A 22,231-nucleotide genomic window follows, 5' to 3' on the forward strand; every position below is an offset into this window, starting at 1 on the left:
AAGGGCAGACAGTCGGATCAGCGCTATTTTTTTGCAGCCTGATGTACTGACATGGCCAGCGTGTACTGGTCGCGACGACCTTCGTAACTCAAGCCATTCCGATAGGCCCAGACACTGCTTTCAAAGTGCAATGGAATCAGCGGCACATTGTCCAGTGCGATCTGTGTGGCCTGTTGCAGCAGATTCTTGCGTTTCTCGGGGTCCACGGTCACAATCGCCTCGTGGTAAACCTTGTCAAAATCGGCATTTGAGAATCCACCGTAATTGCTCGTGCCCAGGCTTTTTGCTGAGTCGGTGGAGGCTACCCACAGCTGAAACAAGGCCGAGGCTTCCCCTGTTTCCGCCGGCCAGCCACCCATTGCAAAACTAAACTCGCGCTTGGCACGCTTGGGAAAATAGATGGAACCCGTCATGGCGTCAATATTGGTTTTTATACCAATACGCGACAAATATTGCGCCACGGCCTGGGTCACCTGGCCATCATTAACGTAACGATTATTGGTAGACGACAGCGTCAGCTCAAACCCATCCGGATAGCCCGCCTCGGCCAACAGTTTCTTGGCCTCTTGGGGGTCATATTTGATTTCGGGCGCGTTGGGCAAGGCGCCGAACATGCCATCCGGCATGTACTGATTTGCCGGTGTGGACAATCCATCCATGATCCTGTCTTTGATCACGTTACGGTCAATAGCCATGTTGATTGCCTTGCGTACACGCAGATCCTGCAGCGGATTCTTGCCGTCGCTGGCCTTGACGAACGGACTGGAATCGCGCCCGATATCAGGTTGGAAGAAAATCAGGCGCGTGGAAGGCGTAGCAATGTATTCGAATCCGCCTTGCTTCAGGCGGGGCAAATCGCGTGCGGCCGGATTTTCGATAACATCGAAATCGCCGGACAGCAGGCCGGTCAGCCGCGGCCCCGCGCTGGGAACCGGAACGAACTTTACGGTTTCCCATTCTGGCTTATCGCCCCAGTAGTTCTCATTGCGTTCCAGTTGGATGCCCGTACCCTTGACATAGGACTTGAGCTTGTAGGGTCCTGTACCAATCGCGAACTTACCATTATTGAAGTCAACCACAGTGGGCCAAGGGCCGGTCACACCACAGCCTTCTTTGGGCGCGAAGGTCAATGGTCCGTGCTCGACAATGCCATTCCAGATAATGGGCAACTGGCGAGCGAGCTCAGCCGGCATCAGCGGAAAAGGCTCCGTTGTCTTGAGAATCACGGTGTGATCATCGGGTGTCTGCACATCCGTAAGCAACTTGGTGACAGTCATGTATGACTGCGACACATTGCCTTCGTTGTTCAAGGTTCGACAAATGGAAAACAACACATCCTGAGAGGTGAAGGGTTCGCCGTTCGAGTACTTGACGCCTTCGCGCAGCGTTAGCTTCCAGGTAAGGTCATCGACGTTCTCCCAGGATGTCGCCAGGCCGGGGATCAGCGTCATATCAGGGCTGCGATTGATCAAGGAGTCGTATACATGCGCAGCCAGCGCATCATTCTGAGTCTGCTTGTGATAGTGTGGATCCGCAGAAGTAGGCTCGGACGACAATGCGATTGTCAGGGACTGTGCTTGTGCAGCGCTGCCGAGCGCGGCAGCGAGGCTTACGCCAACAGCCAGCAAGGTCATTCTAGTGTGTGGTTTCATCAAGCGGCTCCGCTCTGGATTGAAAGTGAGAGCCGATTATCGGTAGCCTTGTTACGCATTGTCAATGCGTAGAGTTCAGCATACACATCCGAACCAATCCGGGGTGTTCCCCGGATTCACCACTACTTCTTTGCCGTCAACGCATCGTAGCTGGTCATCAGGTTGCGATAGTCAGGGATGTGATTGGAGAACAACGTAGCGAGCCCTTCGATGTCGTTGCGCCAATCCCGATGCAACTCGCACGCCACGCCGAACCATGTCATCAACTGAGCGCCGGCCTGCGACATGCGATCCCAGGCGGAATGGCGCGTAAGTTCGTTGAACGTTCCCGACGCATCAGTCACCACGAAGACGTCAAACCCTTCCTCGATCGCCGACAAGGCCGGGAATGCAACGCAAACTTCCGTTACCACGCCCGCAATAATGAGTTGTTTCTTTCCCGTCGCCTTTACCGCCTTGACGAAATCCTCGTTGTCCCACGCATTGATATTGCCCGGACGAGCGATATATGGCGCGTCAGGGAACTGCGCTTTCAGCTCGGGCACAAGCGGTCCGTTCGGGCCGGTTTCAAAACTGGTGGTGAGTATGGTCGGCAAGCCGAAGTACTTGGCCAGATCACCCAGGGCCAAGACATTGTTCTTGAACTTGTCCGGGTCGATATCACGCACCAGCGACAACAGCCCGGCTTGATGATCGACCAGTAAAACAGCCGCGTTGTCTTTGTCCAGACGTACATAAGGTTTGCTCATAACGTTGCTCCTTGGCTCTGTAGTTGGCGCCATGCGCCGGAATGGCTGGCCGCAGTATGATTGCGGCCAGCCTGGTCAGGCAGCGATCCGCCCGAATTGACCGCTATTGAAGTCCGTGATCGCCTGAACGATTTCCTGCTGGGCGTTCATGACAAATGGGCCATGACCCACAATAGGCTCATCGATCGGCTCCCCGCCCAATAACAACACGGTAGCGTCGTTGTTGGCTTCAATCGAGATCTGGGTACCAGCACGATCCAGGACCACCATCTGAGCCTCGCGCGCGACCGCGCTTCCGTTCACCAGCACTGTACCGTGCAGCACAACCAATGCCGAGCTCCAGCCGTCGGGCACAGCAAAGGCGCTATAACTGCCCTGCGCCAGATGCATATCCCATACATTCAAAGGGGTATGCGTATGCGCGGCGCCCGGGTGACCCTCATAGTTGCCTGCAATAACCCTCAGCGACCCCGCGTCATTGGGCAACGCAACAACAGGAATTGCGTCATGCCCCAAGGCCTGATAGCCAGGCGCACTCATCTTGTCGCTTGCAGGCAAGTTGACCCATAGCTGCACCATTTCGAGCGTTCCGCCAGCGCGCGTAAATGCCGGAGAATGAAACTCTTCATGCAGAATGCCGGATGCCGCCGTCATCCACTGCACATCTCCAGGGCCGATTACGCCGCCCTGGCCAGTTGAATCGCGGTGGGCCACCTCGCCCTTGTACACAATGGTCACGGTTTCAAAGCCCCGGTGCGGATGTTCACCCACGCCGCGCGGTGTATCCGTCGCGCTGAAATCCGCTGGGCCGGCGTAGTCCAGCAGCAGGAAAGGGCTGAGCTGCCGGCCGTGATTGGTGTATGAAAACAGGGAACGCACAGGAAAGCCATTGCCCACCCAATGCGCCCGGGGAGCGCTGTAGACACCCAAGATTTTTTTCATGCCTTTCTCCTGATCAATACCGTTAAATAGATCATACTGGTGATGGCAAATTCGGTGTAGTCTGCTAAATTAAGCCTCAGTGTCCTATTTTTTGAACAATCAAAGACCATGCAGGATTTGAACGATCTCTATTACTTTGTACAGGTAGTGGATCATGGCGGGTTCGCGCCTGCCGGGCGCGCCCTGGGCATGCCCAAGTCCAAACTCAGTCGACGCATTGCCATGCTGGAAAGCCGTTTGGGAGTCAGGCTGATTCAACGGACAACACGTCACTTTCATGTCACCGAGGTTGGGCAAACATACTATGAACATTGCAAGGCGATGCTTGTCGAAGCCGAAGCTGCCCAGGAAGCCATTGATGTTTCCCGTGCGGAACCGCGTGGCACTGTACGCATCGCCTGTCCCATAGCCTTGCTGCATGTTCATATCGGCGGCATGCTGGCCGATTTCATGGCGCGCTATCCGCTGGTTTCTGTCCAGCTGGAAGCCACCAACCGGCGGGTGGATCTGCTCAGCGAGGCATTGGATATTGCGATTCGCGTCAGGCCCCCTCCACTACAGGACAGTGACCTGATCTTGCGCGTATTGGCAGACCGCGGCCAATGTCTGGTTGCGAGCCCGCGATTGGTTCAGAAATTCGGGCTGCCTCTGTCTCCCGCCGATCTGGATGCCTGGCCCAGTCTTGGCCTGGGCGCTCCCCTGCAAGCCCGTACTGGAGCGCAGCAGCCCTATACCTGGACACTGTCCGGGCCTGATGGCGCGCAGGCTATCGTGCATCATGAGCCGCGTTTCGTCACCACAGATATGGTCGCGCTGCGCACTGCCGCCGTCGCGGGGGTTGGGGTGGTACAACTGCCGCAGTTGATGGTTCGCGATCAACTGGCCGATGGGTTGCTGACGAGCGTCATACCCGACTGGGTGCCCCGTCGCGAAATCATTCATGCAGTCTTTCCTTCCAGACGCGGACAACTCCCCTCTGTTCGCGCGCTGGTGGACTTTCTGGCCGACCAGTTTGCGGCCATTGACGAAGACTGACTTGACCCGGCCCGTTCATCGTTGCATGCTAGGCCTAGCGAAACCCGTCTTGCCATTGTGGGGGAAAGCACCATGCCACTGAACAATACAACCACTGGCCGCTATCTGGTATTGCTGTGTCCAGACAAACCTGACGAAGGTATCCGGCAACTCGCCGAGCTCACGCAAATCAGCGTGGCAAAGCGCGCAGGAAAGCGCAGCCGCTACGGCAGATCCGCCACGCTGCGCCAGCATTGCGCCATTGTTTTCGACCGTATCGGCGTTGCGCTGGTACGCTGCACGCCCGACAAACATGCGCTATTGGCCGAACTTGCCAGCACCAAAGACAGTGCCATACTGGCGGTCGAACCCGAACGCACTGTCCGGGCATCCATGGTGCGCCGACGCGTTTCCATTCCCACGCCAGTTCCGGATACCCGCACGGTACCCGCGCTGGCTGACTCATCTGTTCTGGCCGCCTATCTGCAGGGATACCGTGACGGCATCGAGGATCTTTCAAAACGCCTGCCCAGCCTCGATGAATGGCAAGCATCCGCCACCCCCGCATTTGATGAAAGCGCCATGACTTGGGGCGTGCAGGCCACCGGCGCCAACAGCACCAATTATTCCGGCCAAGGCATACGCATTGCCATTCTGGACACCGGCCTGGATCTCAAGCATCCGGACTTTGCACATCGCGGCGTTGTGTCACGCTCTTTCGTAGAAGGGCAAACTGCCCAGGACGGCAATGGTCACGGCACCCATTGCGCAGGCATAGCGGCGGGGCCTCTCTCGCCCGCATCCGGACCGCGCTATGGCATCGCTCATGATGCCGAGTTATACATCGGCAAGGTCCTGAGCGATGAAGGCAGCGGCGGCGATGGCGGTGTGCTCGAAGGCATCAACTGGTCGATCGAAAACGGATGCCAGGTGGTATCGATGTCGCTCGGCACGCCGGTTCAGCCCGGGCAATCTTATTCAGAGATTTTCGAGGAAGTCGGGCGACGCGCATTGGCAGCAGGTACGCTGATTGTGGCAGCCGCAGGCAACGACAGCCAACGTCCCGCTGACATTGCGCCAGTATCACACCCCGCCAATTGCCCATCCATCATGGCTGTTGCGGCAATAGACCGAGCCCTGCACATAGCGCCCTTCTCCAGCGGCGGCCTTCAGCCGGACGGCGGGGAAATTGATCTTGCTGCGCCAGGCGTCGACGTCCTGTCAGCATGGCCTGCGCCAGAGCTGTACAACACCATTAGCGGAACAAGCATGGCCACGCCTTTTGTCGCCGGCATCGCCGCGCTATACGCAGAGGCCCACACCAGCCATCGCAGCCAGGCCTTGTTCGACATTCTTACCCAGCAAGCCAGACCCATCGATCTGCCTGCACGCGACGCGGGCGCGGGCATCGTGCAGGCACCTTAGAACGAGTGCCACGAACATGCCGTGTATAAAACTCACCGTTCTGGTCAGCGAAACCTGGCGCAGCCGCTTCCCCGAGGTCGTGGAGAACTGTCGCCGCGCGGGCATGGTGATCGAACGAGAGCTGGTCGCGGTGGGCATTATCTCCGGGTCAATCGACGAAAGCGCTGTAAACATTCTGGCCAAGATCGAAGGCGTCCAGGCCATTGAACCGGAACGGACAAACTGGAAGCTGGATACGTAAGAAAAAATGAATCCGCAGGCAATGAGTCCGCAGGCACGCCCGAAAGGCGAACACTTGGGCTTAACAGCTGCTTAAACACCCAGCGCACCTGCCAATTCGCCAAAATCTCCAGCCACCACATCCCAAGCTTGTTCCGGCTGCAAATCGCTGGTCTGCTGCGGACCATGTTCAGTGGGTCGCAATACAAATGCCGTTTTCAAGCCGCAGGCTCGCGCTGCGGCGAGATCATTGTTGTGAGCAGCAACAAGGCAGACCTGCTCTGGCCGCATGCCCAGCAGATCCACTGTGCGAAGATAAGCTTGCGGTGTCGGCTTGTAGGCTTGCACCACCTCGGCGCCCAGAATGGCGTCCCAGGGGATGCCGGCACGCTTGGCCATATCCAGCATCAAGATAATGTTGCCGTTGGAAAGTGGCGCGACAATGAATTTTTGCCTGAGCCGGGCCAAGCCAGGCAAGACATCTGGCCAGGGATCAAGGCGATGCCAGGCCAGATTCAATTCATCCAGCTCCGCCGGATCGATACTGGCGGCGTCAATACCGATCTCGGCCAACGCAGCCTCCAGGTTTTCGCGATGCAGCACATCCAGCCGAACGAAGGGCCGCTGTCCGCTGCGCACCGCTTCCATTGCGGGTTGGTAGCGCTTTCGCCAGGCATCCGCAAACAAGGTGGCATCAACTGCACTGGCGCTGTGTCTTGCCAGGAACGGCCCAGCACGGCTGGCGACACCCTGGCGCCAGTCCACGACCGTGCCAAACACATCGAACAATAACGCGCGCACGTGCTCCATCATCCGCCTCCGGGTGTTTTGAATCAATCAGTGACAGGCCTTACCATACTTCATGATCTGCAACTGTGCAGCCCGCAACGCTGTCACGGCAAGGTAAACTTCACCATCATGCCGACAGAATATGCACGCCCAACTCTGGATTCGATACGCTAGATACCCTATGAAAAGATCAGCCCTGACTGTATCCATATTGCTGACACCTCTGCTGCTGGCAGCATGTGCCACTCGACCAGCTCAACCCACAGCACAAGCCAGCGCACCCGCCACGCCCACGGGCATCTATTCCACAGATGACTGGCTCGGCCAATGGGACGGCCCCGAAGCCACCTTCCTGCGCCTTGACGGCGGCGGCAACGATTATCTGGTTACGATACGCAATCTGGACGGCACGCGAACCTTTCTCGGCAATCGAAGAGCCGGCACCATTCAGTTCGAGCGCGATGGTGTGCTGGAAACCATACAGCACACCGATGGCAAAGCCACCGGCATGAAATGGCTGGCAGACAAAACCGACTGCCTCACCGTCAAGCAAGGCGAAGGCTATTGCCGAAGCGGTCCGCCCGCCCCCGAAAGCAAAGTCCCCGACGCGCCCGCGCCGGACACCCCCGCGCCCGAACGGATTGAGCCGGAGAACGACGCACCCGAGGCTCAGGCACCTGCGTCCGAGGCGCCTTTCGAAACCCGAACATTCAACGAAACGCCAGCAGACAGCGCCCCCGCGCCCGAAACCGCTTTTCCAGAACCTCAGGGCTGATAGCCCACCCGCGGATATTCCAGCTGCATTGCAACAAGATCCGCGGTGGCATCGCCATAACGGCCCGCAATGCGGGCAAGGGTCTGATCAAGCGCTTCGGCCGGCGTTGTTCCTTCCGCATCCGACACCTGCTGTGCGGCGGGCCAGTCAACAGCGACCCGATCCGGCACAAGGCGCATGCCATGCAATGTTTCGACTGGCTGTGGCCCCGCCGCGTAGGTGAAAGCGCTTGACCGATACGTGCGCGACCATGCGTCGGCCACCAGCGCCAGCGAGACCTCATCAATGCCTGCCCGAAGCTTGATGCCCAGGTCATCCCGACGCCAAAAAGCAAGTCGATTGCGCAGGGCAGTCAGCGCAAACGGACGCGTGAACGTGAAGGCGTCGCTGTTATGGCGGGCGTCCCATTGCGTCACGCCCAGATCCCGGGCGATCGCGTCCGCCTTGGCCCTGCCGCCAATGGCCTCAATCAGCGTAAGCATCATCGGCATGGACGCTGTAATGCCCGTAGTGGTGGCGACGCCCCGATCAAGCACCATCCGTCGATCGCTGACGTAATGAATCGCAGGATGCTTTTCAAGCAAATCGCCAATGTAATACCAGTGCGTCGTCGCTGATTTTCCGTCGAGCAGTCCGGCGGCAGCGACCACTTTTGCGCCTGCACAAACACTAATAATCCATGCGCCCTTGGCTGCCTGATCATTGATCCATCGCAAGACCTGGGCATCATCATCGCGACTCATTGCCGGCACAATCACATAATCGGCGCCCTTTGGATACCGCGCATCAAACTGTGCCACAGTCGCCTCTGGCTCGACCTTGAGCGCCGGATACAGCGTGATCGGCCCGGGCTGCGTCGCCAAGGCAAACACATCGGCCACATCGGCCCGCTTGAGGATACCGTAGGACATCAGATAATCCGTGGTTTCGGTGGCCTCGTTCAGCCCAACAACAGCAATCACAGGACGATGTCGACCAGCGGGTTGCAACGCGGCAAGCATGGATTTACGTTCGACGTCGGGAACGGGCGGCGCGGTACTCACCGAGGCTGCTCCGGGCAAGGAAAGCAGCCAGCCTGTAAAGATCGCCATTGAAAGTGCCAATACACCCAGCCCAACCCACACCACGCGTCGCATATTCATGGTTTCTGGCCTAGAAATCGTTATCGGAATCACTACCCGTCTAGGCTAACAGATGACAAGCATTTGCGGCTGGCAACACGTCTACGCCGCTTTGCCGTCGTTACAGGCCGGTCTGTGGCTGGGCATACATCTCATTCACAGGTTGTTGCCAACGCATGCGGATATGGTTTCCTGCCTGCTCAAGTCGCACGCTTGAGCACGCCTGCCATACCGCGGCGCGGGTTGCGCGACGGCTCCCAAAAAAAACGAGACGGCGTTCCAAAGAACGCCGTCTCTTCTATGCGAAGACATATGGCCTGAAGGTAAACCTCACACGCCATGGCCACATGTCATACCGAAAGTACTTCGCAGTTGGCAAGACCTCTACAGCGTCTTGCTGTACTCGCGCACGTACTCCAGGTTCCGCTGAGGGCTGAACGAAGGAATCGTGCAACCGGGAGCGAGAATGAATTTTTCACGCCCAGCTTGAGCAATGGCGTCATCCATTTCTTTGGCCAGCTCCGGCAGGCACCGTTCCTGTATATGCGTTTCATCCAACCCGCCCATGATGCAGCGGTCGGTGAATTTGCGCAGCTCAGACAAACTGGGGTTCCCTGAGAGCCGGTCAGACACGCTCATGACTTCGTACGGATAATCAGCGACACGATCCATCTCAAGATTGTTGCCGTGCACATGCAGCACCCTGACCATGCCCTCAGCTGCACGCAGCACTTTTTGGGTAAAGGGCTTCTGGAAGTACTCATGCTGCTCAGCGGTTACGCCGCGTGGCTGCCCTGCAGGAATAGCTCCGTTGATCGACAGAAAGAATCCCTCCACACCTTGTGCCTTGAGCTCACGTATATAGTCACAGGTCGTTTCAGTGATCACCTCCAGCGCATCCAGCACTGCCGACTTATGGCCGAGCAGATTGTCGGCTTGGTCGAAGCCTACATTTCTGACAATTTGCTGATATGGCTCAAAGCCTGTTTCAAGCATCGGCGTGTCTGCCCCCAGTGCGCTACGCAAACGAGACAGGCAATCAAGCTGTATGGCGAAACACGGCTCGTCCATGCTCAATTTTTTGTAAGCCTTGAAACTCGACGCATCTTCAAGAGTATCGACACCTTCAGGCACGGGATACCGATAGTCGTTCATGACTTTCAAAATATCCCAGTCGTAGGCCCGCATGAACTCCAGATGGAGGTCCGCTGTGCGTCCCGCATCCAGATGATCGGACAAGAAATGCACCCACGCCGTCACCGGCGGGCGATCAACTGGACCGCCATTGACTGCCGCGAAGAAACGCTCTCGCTTGTTCATAAACTACTCTCTCCCATTCTGCTTTAGAGTTATTCTGGCTGCACGCCAGCGTCCGTAAGGATTTTTGTCACCATGTCGATGCCGCTCGACAGGCTCTTCACAAAGTCAGCTTGCGATTCGCTGGTGCGAACGAACATTGCCCGATCGGCCAAGCTTTTTGCAACGTCTGGATCCTGCAAGGCCTTTACCGCCTCCGTATACAGGACCTGGATCACATCGTCAGGCGTGTTGGCTGGTGCGGCAAGGCCGATGCGAGTGACAAAGCGATACTCGGGTACACCCGCTTCCGCAGTGGTCGGCACATCCGGGAAAAAATCCAACCGTTTGTCGCTGGTCACTGCCAGCGCGCGCAACTTGCCTTCCTGAACGAGCGGCAATGGTGTTTGCGGCAAATCGAACATGACCTGGATGCGGCCGGCCACCAAATCCACAATTGCCTGCGAGGCACCCTTATAAGGAACGTGCGTCATCTCGACACCCGTCACCGTCGACCAGAACTCTCCTGCCAGATGCAGCGTGTTGCCGATGCCAGCTGAACCGTAGTTCACTTCGCCCGGATGAGCCTTTGCATACTCGATAAACTCTTGCAGGTTATTGGCCGGCACGCTCGGGTGCACCGAAATCACCAACGGTGATTCGACAATGTTCGTAATAGGCGTGAATGATTTCAGCGGATCGAACGGCAGGTCTTTTCTCAAAGAACTCAAGGATGCATGGGTGAGCTCCCCCAGCAGCAGAATGGTGTGACCATCTGGCCTGGATTTGGCCACCGCATCGGCGGCGATCACTGTGCTGCCACCGGGACGGTTATCGACCATGACGGTGTGTCCCATGTTCTCGGACATCTTTGCAGCAAGGGCTCGTGCGACAAAATCAGAAGATCCACCCGCGGTGTAGGGCACTACGATCTTGATCGGCTGGCTCGACGCAGGGAAGTTTGCGGCCGAGGCGTATCCCGCGAGAGTGGTGGTCAAGCCCAAAACACCTATCGCCTGAAGAATGCGTTTATACATATGATTTCCTCCTATTAATACAATCCGATCGCTATCGGGCTTAAATGAGACGGTTCACATGCGTCGCAACGCGTTGACCGTCAATTCCATACACATGTAAAGACACGGCGGTCTCAGCGCCGACGTTGCCCAACTTGTGAATCTGATCGAATCCGCCATGCCCATAGGCCGTGTCACCAACGTGTCGACTGATCACGCCGGCAAGCCGCGCATTCTGGCTGGCTGACTCGTATATGTATTGCTCTTCCTGTAGCGCCCCCTGCACTACCCTATAGGCGCACCAGGTGTAATGAGCATGAACCGGCGTGCATTGGCCTTGCAACCACGTCAATGCCACCACGGAAAAACGCCCTTTTACATCGGCATGCAGCAGTCGGCGGGTGTAAGCGTCTTGCGAAGGCGCGCGAGCAGAAAGGGCTGCGACCGTGTCGGCCGGAACTTTGCTCAACGCTGTGCTGATGGCTTCAGGAAGCTGTGCAGCAGGGCCGAGACAGGCGTTTTCGATATCGACAACAAGCCCATCAATCTGCTTTTCCAGCCGATTGTCTTCTTCTAGTTTTTGTTCCATCACAAGCCCATCCCCCGATGACTGTTAAGGCATACAAGATTATCATCGGACCGAGCTAATATAATTCCTATTATTCACGGAAGCAGCTATTTTTATGGAAAATTAATCTACCAAAATAACTGTTTGTAGATTATTTATTATTTCCGCACAAACTCACGAATATTCTGGTTGAGAAACCAAGCTCAGGCCCTGATTGCGGATGACGCAATTGGGCCATAAAACTGCCTTGTTTTATCTGGACCCCTGAAGGTCCCGAGCAAGTCGAGATCGTCGACTACCATTGAAACGGAGTCCATCATGATCAAAAATGGCATGCGTCCCATTCATCCGGGCGAGATCCTGCGCGAGGAATACCTGGCCCCTCTTAGCATGAGCGTCAATGCTTTGTTCGCCCATTTACACGTACCAGCGACCCGCATGAACGAAATCGTACGGGAACGTCGCTGTATCACTCCGGACACAGCACTACGTCTAGCAGCCTTCTTCGGCGGTGACGCAAACTCTTGGCTGAGCCTGCAGCAGGCCTATAAACTGAAATCAGTCGATAAGCAGGTCGCCCAGCGCATTCGCAAAGAAATACAGCCGTTGGAGCATACGTAAAGCTCCGTCACCGAAACGCTAGCTCCTGCAGCGGCAGGGCGTCAATTTCGCCGATACGACACGGGTTACGCGCAACATTCGTGAGCTCGGGAAAGTGGCACGACTGGGTGTGGAAAACTGGCACGACTCACACTCGCCAGTGAATATGGGAAAGAACCAGCCTGGGCAACCCACGACGGCTCTCTTCAGATTCTGGCGCGCCCGGAAGGAGATACATCGAACCTTCAGGACGACATTTTAGCGGAACTGGCAAGCTGGGATACGGAACTCAAACGCATTGATTCCCCGGCGTTGCGCCCAAGCAAGGGGGCACGCCATGAGCTTTAATCGCCCACCCATTACCGAAGAATTCCGGGATGCCGTTGAACACAATACTTCCCGGAGTCGCCACGCCAAAACCCCCACGCCGTTTTCCTTGCGCCTGACCGCCGAAGAAAAGGCGGAATTGCTGCGCCGCGCCGGAAATATACCGCTTGGAGCATATATCCGGTCACAGCTACTCACCAAAGACGAACAAAGCCCCCGACGCTCGTCCAGACGGCCCGCAAGGGACGAACAAGCCCTTGCCCGCCTACTCGGAGAACTAGGCAAGGCGAAGTTGTCCAATAATCTCAATCAGCTTGCCAAGGCCGTGCATACGGGTTCCCTCCCCGTCACACAGGAAACCGGACAGGCGCTTGAAGAAGCCTGCCGGGATGTCCGCTGGATGCGGGATACACTAATTCTGGCGCTAGGCCTGCGGAGTCAACCATGATTCTCAAAGGCAGCCAGCGCGGCGGCGCGGGCCAGCTTGCCACCCACCTTCTCAATGCCCGCGACAATGAGCACATCGAGGTGCATGAGCTGCACGGCTTTTCCGCCGACGACCTGCACGCCGCGTTTCAGGAGATCGAAGCCACCAGCCGGGGCACACGGGCCAAGCAATTCCTGTTTTCCCTCAGCTTCAACCCGCCACCCCGCGAACAGGTCACGATTGCCGAGTTCGAGGCGGCTATCACCGCCGCAGAACGCAAACTCGGCCTTGACGGCCAGCCTCGTGCCATTGTTTTCCATGAGAAGGATGGCCGCCGCCATGCTCATGCCGTCTGGTCACGCATCGACACGGAGAGCATGCGGGCCATCAACCTCCCGCATTCCAAGCTGAAGTTACAGGACGTGGCCCGCCAGCTTTACCGCGAGCATGGCTGGACCATGCCGCGAGGGTTCACCAACGACAAGGAGCGCGACCCGCTCAACTACACGCGTAGCGAATGGGCGCAAGCAAAGGCGGCAAAACAAGACCCCAAAGCCCTGAAAACCATGTTTCAGGAATGCTGGGCCGCGTCCGATTCCGGCAAGGCATACGCACAGGCACTCGCCGAGCGTGGCTACACCCTTGCCCAAGGCGACCGCCGCGCTTTCGTGGCGGTCGATTTCAAGGGGCAGATTTACGCCATTGCTAAATGGACAGGCATTAAAACGAAACGGGATTGGTCTTCCCAAGAAGCAATACTGAATTCGTGGACTACGCCATACGCGTATGGTCGAAATGTAAAGTCCTGAATGAACGGGCTGCATCCATAACTCAAGATATTTTCCAAATGGAAATTATCAAGGACGAGATTTATTTTTGGTACGAAACGAGTCAAAACGAATATGAAGACTGCTATAGCGAAGCAGGCAGCACAGCGACATTCCATTTCGTTCGCACAGAAGAGAACGCTGTACCCATCGGTATCAGGCGTCTTTTCGAGGCGTGGGGGCCAAATATCATGCCCCACAATGTATTCAGGCGCAGCCCTTTCTAGCAGTGGTACGGATACGTTCAGGGCAAGAACAGCCATACTAGATATGCCCTGTGCTGTCCCTCCGATATAGCAGCCGTCTTGTATTACAGTCGCAATTTCTGCACCCGCGCCTCCCGCAAGATGTGTTCTGTACTACGTCCAGAACCATCTTGCCAAAGGGAGGCGTGCCGCCCCCCCTGTTGGATACCCCCTGCTTATGGCGCAATCCGGCATCGAGCCGGACCGCACCATTGCAACGCTTGGCCGTTGCATCACCAGCCTGCCTGCATTGGCATAAAGCGCCAATACAGGCAGGTCGGGCGGAGCGTTCCATCTCCCCCGACACCCCCATGACCAAGGGCGTTTTCCGCTTTCCCTTGGAACCCATCAGGCAAGAGGGCGACTTCGCTCTCCCCCTTGCATCCCCCATCGCCCAACCCTGCGCGGATTGGATGCGCGTAACAGGCCCGGTGAATCATCATCACCGGGCCTGCGCCACGTGAAGGCCCCCGACCCTATGGCCGGGGAGCTTTCACGGTAAGGCTGCGCCGGATATGGTCCAGCGTCTGCCGTGCGGCTTCCCGCTCATCTGCTGGATGTCGTTCAGATTCGGCAACCATCGCCGCGGCATGAAATATCACATGCAATTCTTGTACGCTCTTGCGGTTCAAGTCTTGGATGGTCGGGGTATGCGTGTTCATCGCTGCCTCCTGTTCGGTTCGGAGGCCGCCCTGTGCGGCCTTTGCGAAGACCGGAACGGGCGCGGGTAAGCGTGGGTCCGACACTCCGCAGGGGCCGCAACGCCAGAGAAGGAGCTGGACATTTCCGGCTTGTCAGCACAAGCATCCCGTGCCAGAAACGGCAGCAAGGGCCAAACAGGGCGCGTAACGGGGCCGCAGGCGCTAGAACATACCCATCCCCCGACATCACCGGACACTCAGGGGCGGGCATGAATGACACCTTTTTCCCTTGCCAAACGGGGCGTCAATGACGTATAGTTGAAGAATGAAGATACGGCCTATAACCATCGTCGAAACCCCTGCTTTCCTGAATTTGGCCGGGGCAATCTGGACCGACGAGGAACGGGCGGAATTGATTGACTATGTGGCACGGAACCCCGAAAACGGAGACCTCATTCCCGGAACGGGTGGCGTCCGAAAACTGCGATGGGGCAGAGCTGGCATCGGCAAGCGTGGCGGCGCACGTGTTATCTATTTCTATTACCACACGGACGCCCCGATTTATCTGCTGCTGGCCTATGCCAAGGCCGCAAGTACAGACCTGACGCCGGACCAAAAACGACAGGTAGCAAAACTGACCGGACTGCTGAAAGAGCAGCACGGCCCGAAAGGAGATTGAAATGGAAAAGACTTTTGGCAATGATTTGATCGAAAGCCTGAATCAAGCGATTGTCCACGCAAAGGGGCAATCGAAAGCGGCACAGGTGCATGTGGTACAAGTGCCCGATGTACGCAGCCTGCGCGAACGGCTGAATATGTCGCAGCAGACTTTTTCCGCGACCTACCGAATCCCTCTGGCAACGCTCAAAGGCTGGGAACAAGGGCGGCGTCAACCTGATGCAACCGCAGCAGCCTACCTGAATGTTATCGAGAAACTGCCAGTGGAAGCGCAGGCCGCGCTTAAAGTTTAAGGGAACATCGTCAACTACGAGCAGTCCCGTACGCAGCTTCGACAAGACACTTAGAACCACCGTCGATTTCCTTATAGATCCAGTCCTTGCAAACTATGCGCTTTCAAGCGTTTGAAGGACAAGCGGACCGCCCTCAGCCCCAACCTGATTAACCAAATGGTACATTTGTTGTTTTTTTGATCGCGCAGCGGGCAGGTGCCTAAAAAGTGTTAGGTAATCTGCAAAACACTTGCGGTCGTAGCAAGCCTGCGTCAAGAGCATAGCTTTCTTTTCGAACGCGAAATGGTGCCGCAGAGAATTAAGGAAATGAAGAAAAACTATGCCAATCAATGGATCATGATCCCGTTAACACGAAGCATAGATCACTTAATAATTTATCTTACGAGTGCAGATAGCTACTTAGGTTTACAGCTCCGAGCAGTTGCGGATGAACTGCCGGGCAGTATCACTTGCCCGATGTGCATTCACCATATGGCAATAACTGCAAACGCAAAATCAATGGGGCATACGAGCAGCGTTTCGGCATGCAGTGCTTCGGCGCGGTCCAGCCTGTTAATGCGGTTCATCCCCGCTACGCATGCTCACGCTCCAAGACCGCGAAATTCATAAGAAGAAACTCAAAAGACGTTTTGCCGTTTCCTCGGCGGCGACCGATCCGTTGTCGATCACCTCGTCGTAGGCGTCTGTCGCAGAGGCGAGTTCACGGTGCAGCATGCGTATCCGGTCATGCCAGACCCGCAGAGGTTCGGGATCAGGGTCAGGATTAGGATCACGGTCGCGATCTCGTTGCAGAAGCGTCTCAACATCGGCCATGAGAAGCACGATCCGCACAGTCTCAACGTCCGATAACTCCGCACGATAGATGGGAAGCGTCTCCGGCGGAGCGACGTCGAGGAGGATTACGTCGAATCCATCCCGATCGAAGTCCCGTGCCAGCATGCATGATTGGCGGATCGAGCGTTCATAGACTCGATTCCACGCAGGACCACCCAACAGCCCTTCGATCGGTGATCGCGCCATTGCACGCACATCGTCAACGTCAATCACCGCAAGGTTCGGGTGTAACGTTCCTACAAGGTCAGAGACTGTGTTATGTCCCACCGCTGGCGGACCAGCCACGATCATGATGGTCAATCGTCTTCCTTACAACTGCTTGAACTTGAGCATAAACAATTCTGTCGTGAAACTCCCGAAACCCCGATGTAAGCAGCTTTAGGAGTTGTGCGAATGCAAAAGGTGGGTTCGATCAAAACCGCACCGTTACTTGCTACTAAGAAACTATAGGATTCAAATATCTTTGTATATATTTTTCTGACTACCGCCTGCTTTCTCATGTTACCGTATCGACCCCATCCTTTGCCAGCACCTTAACTTTAGTATATAGGTCCCGATCATGGGATACACGCGGAGCGAGCCTCTGAAAGGATGTGACGGACATATTCGGGGCAATTAAGCCCAAATAAGTCGACACGTGGATCATCGTGACGAAGCATTCAATGTTGGTACCATGACCGCTCTCGAACAGTTAATGTGTAGCCCATAGCTTTCAATGCAGAAAAATCAGCAATCGCACCAACCCTGTTGGTGTGGTTTAAGTATCCATCAATGTAAGAGTTAGGGCTAACATCGTTTGTTTCTGTTGCGTTTTTCCAGTTATGTATAGCCCCCTGATCCGTGGGCGGGATAAATAAATTCTCGCCAGTCTTCGGATGGAAGCCGACAAAAATTGTTGTGTCCGCGCATTTATCTCCGATCTCCGAGCAATCTGCCGGACCGGATAAAGCACCACTCTTTCCACACTCGCCGCCGAACGCCTTCCAGCCCTGATCACATCATGGGTATCGTTATACATTAACTCCCCGGCACACCGTCGGGATCAGCGCAGGCAGCAAAGGCTGGCATAGGCGAGAGAGTCGATACACCCAATAAAAACGCACAGAAAAACAGGCTCGTCCTTAAACGGCCCACCCTACGTATGAAGCCCAAGCAAGGGCTTATCAAAAAATGGTCTTACCCCCCCACTCGAATTCTGGAAAATGCCAATCATTTGTGCGATGCCCTGCTCGTTTTGCAAATGGAAGTACCGAATCCTTTATAGCCCTTAGCCCTTCCCATTTAAAGGGCTAAGAGACGAGCGCCATCAATCCCTAGAACTGTTGCCTCGTCACGGATTCCAACCGATTCCAACGCTTGCCGATAAGCTGTTTTCATTGCCACCATTGCAAGAAGCCAGCCATGAACAAGGAAAGCAGCGGACTCTACAAAAGCATTTCTATGCTCGGAAATGCCATTGCGCTGGGCGCGGCCCTTATCGGCACCCCCATAGTTTTCGATGCCACCCAGCAAATCGCCTTCTTCTATCTCGCCAAGACATGGGGCTTAAGCACTGCCGAAATACTCATCTGGGTGCTGGCGGCAATCGAGGCCTATGTCATCTACGCCGCCGTGTCCTTCATCATCACGGCGGGCATTGTCTGGCTCATAACTGTCATTGCCACACGCAGTTTCCGGGAGTGATCGCCATGACAACCCATCATGAAGAATTCCGTTTCGGCAGTGCCCAATGGGCAACATCCCGCGAGATTGCACGAGCCGGGCTGCATATACCTCATGGTCCGTTTCTGGGGTTTTTAGGGCAGCGCCCCTTGCGTCTGGCGAATGATTCTCCCTTGATTACATTCGGCGGGGCGGGATCAGGCAAATTGCGTGATTGCCTTGCTTATAATTTATGCGGCATCCGTGATGGTAAAGGCTCATGGCACGCGCCCCGCCGTATGCTCGTCAACGACCCACGCGGCGAGTTGTCCGCCATTTCCATTAGCAACCAGCTAAGTCTTGGAAAAGCCGCCTATTGCATCAATCCCTTTGGGCTGCACGGCCTGCCCCGACACCGGGTCAATCCGTGGAACATCTTGCGCCAAGACTCCCCCACCTTTCACGCGGACGTCAAATTACTGGTCAGCGACTTAATCACGCTCCCCGCCCGTGGTGATGATTACTTTGGCAGACGCGCCCGTGAATTATCAGAGGCGCTTATCAAAACCCATATTGCAGGAGCCGGGTCCAGCAAGACGCGGGATGCAATCAGCCTGTCCACCTTTTACGATCTGGTCAATATGATGGCGATTCCGTCAGGCTGGGATACCCTTGTTACCCGGATGATGGCAATGCCGGACGGCGACATTCACCGCGTGGCCGAAGAAATGTCCAGCAAGCGTAAGGAAGCCCCCAAGGAATACGGTGCCATTGTCGGCAGCCTTTATGAAAGCATCCAAGCCTTAAGCGATCCCGCCATTCGCGACACGTTGAGCGGGTCTGATTTCTCGCTGGAAATCCTCTGCCAGCAGGATTGTAATATCTATATTGTGATCCCCGCCGAATATCTGGGTCTGCTGGCCCCTGTGCAACGGGCCATCTTTGGCACCGCCATTCTTTACAAAAATCGCCACCCCGCCGCCCCCGGCGTGTTGCTGGTGGTCGATGAAGCGGCACAGCTTGGCAATTTTGAAGCCCTGATACGCGCCTATAGCTACGGGCGCGGCATGGGCTTGCGGACATGGTCGTTCTGGCAAGACCCCGGCCAGATCACGCGCAATTACGGCGAGGCGGCGCTCTCCGGGTTCATCGGTTCCAGCCAATGCCGCCAGTTCTTCGGTGTGCGCGATCTGGAAACCGCACGGCTGGCCTCTAATATGCTCGGTCAGCAAACGCTGGAATACGATGCCGTGCTGGAACAGGGCATGGCACGCATCCGGGCAAAACACGCCGTTCAAAACATCCTTGCAGGCGGCGATCCCTTTACGACTGGATTTGAGCTTGCCCAACATACACGTGCAGCGTCACACCGCACAAAGCAGGCCCGTGCCCTCATGACGCCCGATGAAGTGCTGAATATGCCGGAAGACAGGCAAATTCTCTTTATATCCGGCTTTGGTCTTGCGCCAGTCCGCGCACATAAGCGCCCCTATTTCACTCGTCCCGAAATGGCAGGCGGATACCTGCCCAACCCTTACCACAAGCCATATGATCGCGTGCACATCGCCGGGCGCTGGTCACGCCGTTGGGCGAAGGTGATCCGGGAACGCGTACCTGCCAGCCTCGCCCATTGGCCGCAGCATCAATCCGGCGAATGGGCCTATGTCGAAGGCCATCGGCCTGTCTAAAGGGGAAAGCCATGCTCCGCCATCAATCGCTACTGAAACGGGTTTCCGGTTCCGCCAGCCGCACGGCTGCGCTCAATCTCATTCGCCAAGTCTCCGATGAGTTCCAGACGCTCCCGCCAATCGCCAAAACCCGCTTCGATTTCCCGCAAGAAGTCCTGCACCCAGAGAAATTCAGCATGGCCTTTCATGTGTTCATCATCAATCAGACCGATGATCGAATCCGCAAGGCCACGCACGACCGAAATCATCGGCATCCCCTCATCAACCAAGCCACGCGCAATGGCGAGAAATTGCATTTCCGCACGCCGTGCATCGTCGTCTTGGTCCAATTCTTCCTGCGTGGGCGGCAATTCGATTTTTGAGTTAATCATTGGAAACTCGCTCTTTCTGATCAATCCACCCTGCCACGGGGGATTCCGACCCGCAAGCACAAATTGGAGATGTGGCTATGAACCACCAGCAAATCAACTCTGAATTTTCGGCAAAAGCAGGTGAGCGAATTTTAGAAATTTTCCTGCTGTCAGATGCCGCCCGAAAAGAATTCAAGAAGATACAGGAGCAAGGCGCAAGGGAAGAAGCACGGCTGCATGACGAGCTACAGGCACGCCGGGCGGAAGACCTCGGCACGGCCAAGCGCGAAATCAGCACAGAACGACCAAAGCCCGAACTCGCCCCACCGTGGCGATTACGCAGGGATAAGCGACACAAGGCCGATCTGCAAGCATCGGCGGAACACTTGGTGTATGCCCGAAATGCGGTAATCGTGAACGCCTTAACCCACAAACACCGTGAACGTGAAGACGCTTTTCTTTCCCACCATCGGGAGGAACGCCTTTTGCGCGAAGCGCAAGAAAACCACGCATCGCGGGACCGCCCATCTTCGCCTTCCTTAACTCGCGATTTCGAGCAATCACGTTAATAACTGGCCCATTTTAAACAAGGAGAACAACACACAAACGTATTCGCGCAGCCATTTCCTTTACGAATTATTAATAGGGATGACTGTATTATGGAAATTAATACCCGCGGGGGGTTGCCATGACAGACAAAAAACCTTTCACTCCTAATTCTGCACCGCAGCAGGCTTCTGGTGTTCTACCGTTTCAGGTGGAAAAATACCTTGAACATATCGAAGATTGCGAACTGACCGAAACTCAAAAGGCAGAGTTCCTTCAAACGCTTTGGGACATCATGGCAACGTTTGTCCGGTTAGGGTTCGTTGTTGAATATGCACTGCCCATCCTCTTTCAAAAGGCTTCAGAAAACAGCGGGAATACGCTAGAACAGGCTATTCCAACGCATGAATTCAATGTCTCCGCCGATGATACGGTGGACGACGAGGAGGAAGTGACATGACCATAGAGCAACAATGCGCCGTCATCTATTGCGGGTATCCAGCGCAGCGCAGACCAAGCGCGGCGATGGCCTAGGTTCTCAAAAGACACGCTGTATCGAATACGCCAACGCAAGGGGCTACAAAGTCATCGAAACCTTTATGGACGATGCTTCTGGCAGCCTGATTGAACGCCCCGGCATGAAATCCATGTTGGCCTTTCTCAAAAAGCACCGTCAAGCGGGACTTGCCGTCCTGATTGACGATATTTCCCGGCTCGCTCGTGGCATGAAAGCGCATATCGAGTTACGCGCCGCGATTAGCCTTGCGGGTGGAACACTGGAATCACCCAGCGTCGAATTCGGTGACGATGCCGATAGCGAATTGCAGGAATACATCCTTGCAACCGTGGCGCAGCACCAGCGCCGCAAAAATGCGGAACAAACCAAGAATCGTATGCGAGCGCGCGTCATGAACGGCTACTGGCCGTTTGCTTGCCCGGTAGGCTACCGCTATCAGCGGGTTCCCGGTCATGGCAACGTTCTGATACGCAACGAACCGTTAGCATCCATTATTCAAGAAGCCCTCGAAGGTTTTGCTTCTGGCCGCTTTCAAATTCAAGCCGAAGTCGGGCGCTTTCTGGAATCGTTCCCGGAATTCCCGCGTGACCGCAAAGGGAATGTCCGCAGCCAGCAAGTAACCGATATTCTGACACGCCCGGTCTATGCCGGGTACGTAGCCGCGCCCAAATGGGACATATCCCAACGCAAAGGCTATCACGAAGCCCTTATTAGCTATGAAACACTGATAAAGATTCAGGACCGGATCAACGGCAAAGCCAGGGTGCCGAACCGCAAGGACCTGAGCGCTGATTTTCCATTGCGCGGAGCCGTAGCCTGTGGGGATTGTGGTACGCCGCTAACAGCGTGCTGGTCCAAGGGAAATACAGCGTATCACCCGTATTACCTCTGCCGCTTGCGCGGCTGCGATAGTTACGGCAAATCCATCCGCCGCAGCGTGATTGAAGCGGATTTCGAGGAATTGCTAAGAAAAATGCAACCGTCAGCCAATCTCTTTAAAGCGGCACGCGCCATGTTCAAAGACCTTTGGGACCATCGCCTTGCGACAGGC

At 55.9% G+C, this 22,231-nt stretch carries 24 protein-coding genes and 1 pseudogene; 14 read left to right on the top strand and 11 right to left on the bottom strand.

Annotated features, from left to right (window positions below; genetic code table 11):
* Positions 1 to 23: 23 nt before the first annotated feature.
* The 3 genes from ERE07_RS07215 to ERE07_RS07225 form a co-directional block, all read right to left on the bottom strand.
* Positions 24 to 1,634, bottom strand: a complete 1,611-nt coding sequence (locus tag ERE07_RS07215; RefSeq protein ID WP_425330961.1) for an ABC transporter substrate-binding protein — start codon at positions 1,632 to 1,634, stop codon at positions 24 to 26.
* A 140-nt stretch (positions 1,635 to 1,774) separates the two neighbouring features.
* Complete coding sequence (ycaC, locus tag ERE07_RS07220; RefSeq protein WP_130008130.1) at positions 1,775 to 2,401, bottom strand: isochorismate family cysteine hydrolase YcaC; 627 nt, start codon at positions 2,399 to 2,401, stop codon at positions 1,775 to 1,777.
* A 75-nt stretch (positions 2,402 to 2,476) separates the two neighbouring features.
* Complete coding sequence (locus ERE07_RS07225) at positions 2,477 to 3,343, bottom strand: pirin family protein (RefSeq protein WP_130008131.1); 867 nt, start codon at positions 3,341 to 3,343, stop codon at positions 2,477 to 2,479.
* A 108-nt stretch (positions 3,344 to 3,451) separates the two neighbouring features.
* Here ERE07_RS07225 and ERE07_RS07230 point away from each other — a divergent pair, with 108 nt between their 5' ends.
* The 3 genes from ERE07_RS07230 to ERE07_RS07240 all read left to right on the top strand — a co-directional run bounded on the left by ERE07_RS07230 (position 3,452) and on the right by ERE07_RS07240 (position 6,023).
* Positions 3,452 to 4,378, top strand: coding sequence for a LysR family transcriptional regulator (locus ERE07_RS07230; RefSeq protein WP_130008132.1), 927 nt, complete (start codon positions 3,452 to 3,454; stop codon positions 4,376 to 4,378).
* Positions 4,379 to 4,450: 72 nt separating this feature from the next.
* Positions 4,451 to 5,782 (top strand): S8 family peptidase, encoded by a 1,332-nt coding sequence (locus ERE07_RS07235; protein ID WP_130008133.1) that lies wholly within the window; start codon positions 4,451 to 4,453, stop codon positions 5,780 to 5,782.
* 16 nt (positions 5,783 to 5,798) lie between these two features.
* Entirely contained in the window at positions 5,799 to 6,023 is a 225-nt protein-coding gene (locus tag ERE07_RS07240) for a hypothetical protein (protein ID WP_130008134.1), read from the top strand.
* 71 nt (positions 6,024 to 6,094) lie between these two features.
* Here the strand turns inward: ERE07_RS07240 and ERE07_RS07245 are convergent, their stop codons facing one another.
* A complete protein-coding gene (locus tag ERE07_RS07245) occupies positions 6,095 to 6,814 on the bottom strand; it encodes a haloacid dehalogenase type II (RefSeq protein ID WP_130008135.1) in 720 nt (239 codons plus the stop codon).
* Between the two features lie 157 nt (positions 6,815 to 6,971).
* Here ERE07_RS07245 and ERE07_RS07250 point away from each other — a divergent pair, with 157 nt between their 5' ends.
* Positions 6,972 to 7,565, top strand: coding sequence for a hypothetical protein (locus ERE07_RS07250; RefSeq protein WP_209021102.1), 594 nt, complete (start codon positions 6,972 to 6,974; stop codon positions 7,563 to 7,565).
* Here the strand turns inward: ERE07_RS07250 and ERE07_RS07255 are convergent.
* From ERE07_RS07255 to ERE07_RS07270, 4 genes are all read right to left on the bottom strand, one after another.
* Positions 7,556 to 8,707, bottom strand: coding sequence for a DJ-1/PfpI family protein (locus ERE07_RS07255; protein ID WP_130008136.1), 1,152 nt, complete (start codon positions 8,705 to 8,707; stop codon positions 7,556 to 7,558). The two genes, ERE07_RS07250 and ERE07_RS07255, sit on opposite strands and share 10 nt — an antisense overlap.
* 363 nt (positions 8,708 to 9,070) lie before the next feature.
* Positions 9,071 to 10,006: a uroporphyrinogen decarboxylase family protein gene (locus tag ERE07_RS07260; RefSeq protein ID WP_130008137.1), complete on the bottom strand. Its 936-nt coding sequence runs from the start codon at positions 10,004 to 10,006 to the stop codon at positions 9,071 to 9,073.
* Positions 10,007 to 10,035: 29 nt separating this feature from the next.
* Positions 10,036 to 11,019: a Bug family tripartite tricarboxylate transporter substrate binding protein gene (locus ERE07_RS07265; protein ID WP_130008138.1), complete on the bottom strand. Its 984-nt coding sequence runs from the start codon at positions 11,017 to 11,019 to the stop codon at positions 10,036 to 10,038.
* 40 nt (positions 11,020 to 11,059) lie between these two features.
* Complete coding sequence (locus ERE07_RS07270) at positions 11,060 to 11,587, bottom strand: cysteine dioxygenase family protein (RefSeq protein ID WP_130008139.1); 528 nt, start codon at positions 11,585 to 11,587, stop codon at positions 11,060 to 11,062.
* Positions 11,588 to 11,884: 297 nt separating this feature from the next.
* Between ERE07_RS07270 and ERE07_RS07275 the strand changes: the two genes are divergently transcribed.
* The 3 genes from ERE07_RS07275 (at position 11,885) to ERE07_RS07285 (ending at position 13,729) form a co-directional block, all read left to right on the top strand.
* On the top strand, positions 11,885 to 12,187 hold the full coding sequence (locus ERE07_RS07275; RefSeq protein WP_130008140.1) for a HigA family addiction module antitoxin: 303 nt from the start codon (positions 11,885 to 11,887) through the stop codon (positions 12,185 to 12,187).
* Positions 12,188 to 12,503: 316 nt separating this feature from the next.
* The gene (gene mobC / locus ERE07_RS07280) at positions 12,504 to 12,941 is read left to right on the top strand and encodes a plasmid mobilization relaxosome protein MobC (RefSeq protein ID WP_130008141.1); all 438 of its coding nucleotides are present in this window, start codon (positions 12,504 to 12,506) and stop codon (positions 12,939 to 12,941) included.
* Positions 12,938 to 13,729 (top strand): relaxase/mobilization nuclease domain-containing protein, encoded by a 792-nt coding sequence (locus tag ERE07_RS07285; RefSeq protein WP_130008142.1) that lies wholly within the window; start codon positions 12,938 to 12,940, stop codon positions 13,727 to 13,729. The genes mobC and ERE07_RS07285 overlap by 4 nt, the downstream gene beginning before the upstream one ends.
* Before the next feature lie 739 nt (positions 13,730 to 14,468).
* On the opposite strand, the gene ERE07_RS07290 is transcribed toward ERE07_RS07285, so the two are convergent.
* On the bottom strand, positions 14,469 to 14,654 hold the full coding sequence (locus tag ERE07_RS07290; protein WP_130008143.1) for a hypothetical protein: 186 nt from the start codon (positions 14,652 to 14,654) through the stop codon (positions 14,469 to 14,471).
* A gap of 304 nt (positions 14,655 to 14,958) precedes the next feature.
* On the opposite strand from ERE07_RS07290, the gene ERE07_RS07295 reads away from it, so the two are divergent.
* Together ERE07_RS07295 and ERE07_RS07300 are read left to right on the top strand one after the other, a co-directional pair.
* Complete coding sequence (locus ERE07_RS07295; protein ID WP_130008144.1) at positions 14,959 to 15,312, top strand: type II toxin-antitoxin system RelE/ParE family toxin; 354 nt, start codon at positions 14,959 to 14,961, stop codon at positions 15,310 to 15,312.
* Position 15,313: 1 nt separating this feature from the next.
* Positions 15,314 to 15,604 (top strand): helix-turn-helix domain-containing protein, encoded by a 291-nt coding sequence (locus ERE07_RS07300; RefSeq protein WP_130008145.1) that lies wholly within the window; start codon positions 15,314 to 15,316, stop codon positions 15,602 to 15,604.
* Positions 15,605 to 16,207: 603 nt separating this feature from the next.
* Here ERE07_RS07300 and ERE07_RS07305 read toward each other — a convergent pair.
* Positions 16,208 to 16,738 (bottom strand): hypothetical protein, encoded by a 531-nt coding sequence (locus tag ERE07_RS07305; protein ID WP_130008146.1) that lies wholly within the window; start codon positions 16,736 to 16,738, stop codon positions 16,208 to 16,210.
* Between the two features lie 1,101 nt (positions 16,739 to 17,839).
* Here ERE07_RS07305 and ERE07_RS21640 point away from each other — a divergent pair.
* Positions 17,840 to 18,121 carry a hypothetical protein gene (locus ERE07_RS21640; RefSeq protein WP_167670764.1) on the top strand — a complete coding sequence of 94 codons (282 nt, stop codon included), beginning with the start codon at positions 17,840 to 17,842 and terminating at the stop codon, positions 18,119 to 18,121.
* Between the two features lie 5 nt (positions 18,122 to 18,126).
* Positions 18,127 to 19,767, top strand: a complete 1,641-nt coding sequence (locus ERE07_RS07310) for a type IV secretory system conjugative DNA transfer family protein (protein ID WP_167670766.1) — start codon at positions 18,127 to 18,129, stop codon at positions 19,765 to 19,767.
* Positions 19,768 to 19,796: 29 nt separating this feature from the next.
* Here the strand turns inward: ERE07_RS07310 and ERE07_RS07315 are convergent, their stop codons facing one another.
* A complete protein-coding gene (locus ERE07_RS07315; protein ID WP_130008148.1) occupies positions 19,797 to 20,138 on the bottom strand; it encodes a hypothetical protein in 342 nt (113 codons plus the stop codon).
* Positions 20,139 to 20,215: 77 nt separating this feature from the next.
* On the opposite strand from ERE07_RS07315, the gene ERE07_RS07320 reads away from it, so the two are divergent.
* From ERE07_RS07320 to ERE07_RS22330, 3 genes and pseudogenes are all read left to right on the top strand, one after another.
* Positions 20,216 to 20,686, top strand: a complete 471-nt coding sequence (locus tag ERE07_RS07320; RefSeq protein WP_130008149.1) for a hypothetical protein — start codon at positions 20,216 to 20,218, stop codon at positions 20,684 to 20,686.
* 119 nt (positions 20,687 to 20,805) lie between these two features.
* On the top strand, positions 20,806 to 21,123 hold the full coding sequence (locus tag ERE07_RS07325; RefSeq protein WP_130008150.1) for a hypothetical protein: 318 nt from the start codon (positions 20,806 to 20,808) through the stop codon (positions 21,121 to 21,123).
* A gap of 13 nt (positions 21,124 to 21,136) precedes the next feature.
* Positions 21,137 to 22,138 (top strand): annotated as a pseudogene (locus ERE07_RS22330) (recombinase family protein); the annotation flags it as partial.
* Positions 22,139 to 22,231: the final 93 nt, after the last annotated feature.

Source organism: Allopusillimonas ginsengisoli (assembly GCF_004153455.1).
In the GTDB taxonomy this organism is placed as follows: Bacteria; Pseudomonadota; Gammaproteobacteria; order Burkholderiales; family Burkholderiaceae_B; genus Allopusillimonas; species Allopusillimonas ginsengisoli.

What these genes read in the sequence shown, in the direction of transcription:
- ERE07_RS07215 (WP_425330961.1), bottom strand. Translation starts at nt 1,634, where the DNA reads ATGACCTTGCTGGCTGTTGGCGTAAGCCTCGCTGCCGCGCTCGGCAGC.
- ycaC (WP_130008130.1), bottom strand. Translation starts at nt 2,401, where the DNA reads ATGAGCAAACCTTATGTACGTCTGGACAAAGACAACGCGGCTGTTTTA.
- ERE07_RS07225 (WP_130008131.1), bottom strand. Translation starts at nt 3,343, where the DNA reads ATGAAAAAAATCTTGGGTGTCTACAGCGCTCCCCGGGCGCATTGGGTG.
- ERE07_RS07230 (WP_130008132.1), top strand. Translation starts at nt 3,452, where the DNA reads ATGCAGGATTTGAACGATCTCTATTACTTTGTACAGGTAGTGGATCAT.
- ERE07_RS07235 (WP_130008133.1), top strand. Translation starts at nt 4,451, where the DNA reads ATGCCACTGAACAATACAACCACTGGCCGCTATCTGGTATTGCTGTGT.
- ERE07_RS07240 (WP_130008134.1), top strand. Translation starts at nt 5,799, where the DNA reads ATGCCGTGTATAAAACTCACCGTTCTGGTCAGCGAAACCTGGCGCAGC.
- ERE07_RS07245 (WP_130008135.1), bottom strand. Translation starts at nt 6,814, where the DNA reads ATGATGGAGCACGTGCGCGCGTTATTGTTCGATGTGTTTGGCACGGTC.
- ERE07_RS07250 (WP_209021102.1), top strand. Translation starts at nt 6,972, where the DNA reads ATGAAAAGATCAGCCCTGACTGTATCCATATTGCTGACACCTCTGCTG.
- ERE07_RS07255 (WP_130008136.1), bottom strand. Translation starts at nt 8,707, where the DNA reads ATGAATATGCGACGCGTGGTGTGGGTTGGGCTGGGTGTATTGGCACTT.
- ERE07_RS07260 (WP_130008137.1), bottom strand. Translation starts at nt 10,006, where the DNA reads ATGAACAAGCGAGAGCGTTTCTTCGCGGCAGTCAATGGCGGTCCAGTT.
- ERE07_RS07265 (WP_130008138.1), bottom strand. Translation starts at nt 11,019, where the DNA reads ATGTATAAACGCATTCTTCAGGCGATAGGTGTTTTGGGCTTGACCACC.
- ERE07_RS07270 (WP_130008139.1), bottom strand. Translation starts at nt 11,587, where the DNA reads ATGGAACAAAAACTAGAAGAAGACAATCGGCTGGAAAAGCAGATTGAT.
- ERE07_RS07275 (WP_130008140.1), top strand. Translation starts at nt 11,885, where the DNA reads ATGATCAAAAATGGCATGCGTCCCATTCATCCGGGCGAGATCCTGCGC.
- mobC (WP_130008141.1), top strand. Translation starts at nt 12,504, where the DNA reads ATGAGCTTTAATCGCCCACCCATTACCGAAGAATTCCGGGATGCCGTT.
- ERE07_RS07285 (WP_130008142.1), top strand. Translation starts at nt 12,938, where the DNA reads ATGATTCTCAAAGGCAGCCAGCGCGGCGGCGCGGGCCAGCTTGCCACC.
- ERE07_RS07290 (WP_130008143.1), bottom strand. Translation starts at nt 14,654, where the DNA reads ATGAACACGCATACCCCGACCATCCAAGACTTGAACCGCAAGAGCGTA.
- ERE07_RS07295 (WP_130008144.1), top strand. Translation starts at nt 14,959, where the DNA reads ATGAAGATACGGCCTATAACCATCGTCGAAACCCCTGCTTTCCTGAAT.
- ERE07_RS07300 (WP_130008145.1), top strand. Translation starts at nt 15,314, where the DNA reads ATGGAAAAGACTTTTGGCAATGATTTGATCGAAAGCCTGAATCAAGCG.
- ERE07_RS21640 (WP_167670764.1), top strand. Translation starts at nt 17,840, where the DNA reads ATGAACAAGGAAAGCAGCGGACTCTACAAAAGCATTTCTATGCTCGGA.
- ERE07_RS07310 (WP_167670766.1), top strand. Translation starts at nt 18,127, where the DNA reads ATGACAACCCATCATGAAGAATTCCGTTTCGGCAGTGCCCAATGGGCA.
- ERE07_RS07315 (WP_130008148.1), bottom strand. Translation starts at nt 20,138, where the DNA reads ATGATTAACTCAAAAATCGAATTGCCGCCCACGCAGGAAGAATTGGAC.
- ERE07_RS07320 (WP_130008149.1), top strand. Translation starts at nt 20,216, where the DNA reads ATGAACCACCAGCAAATCAACTCTGAATTTTCGGCAAAAGCAGGTGAG.
- ERE07_RS07325 (WP_130008150.1), top strand. Translation starts at nt 20,806, where the DNA reads ATGACAGACAAAAAACCTTTCACTCCTAATTCTGCACCGCAGCAGGCT.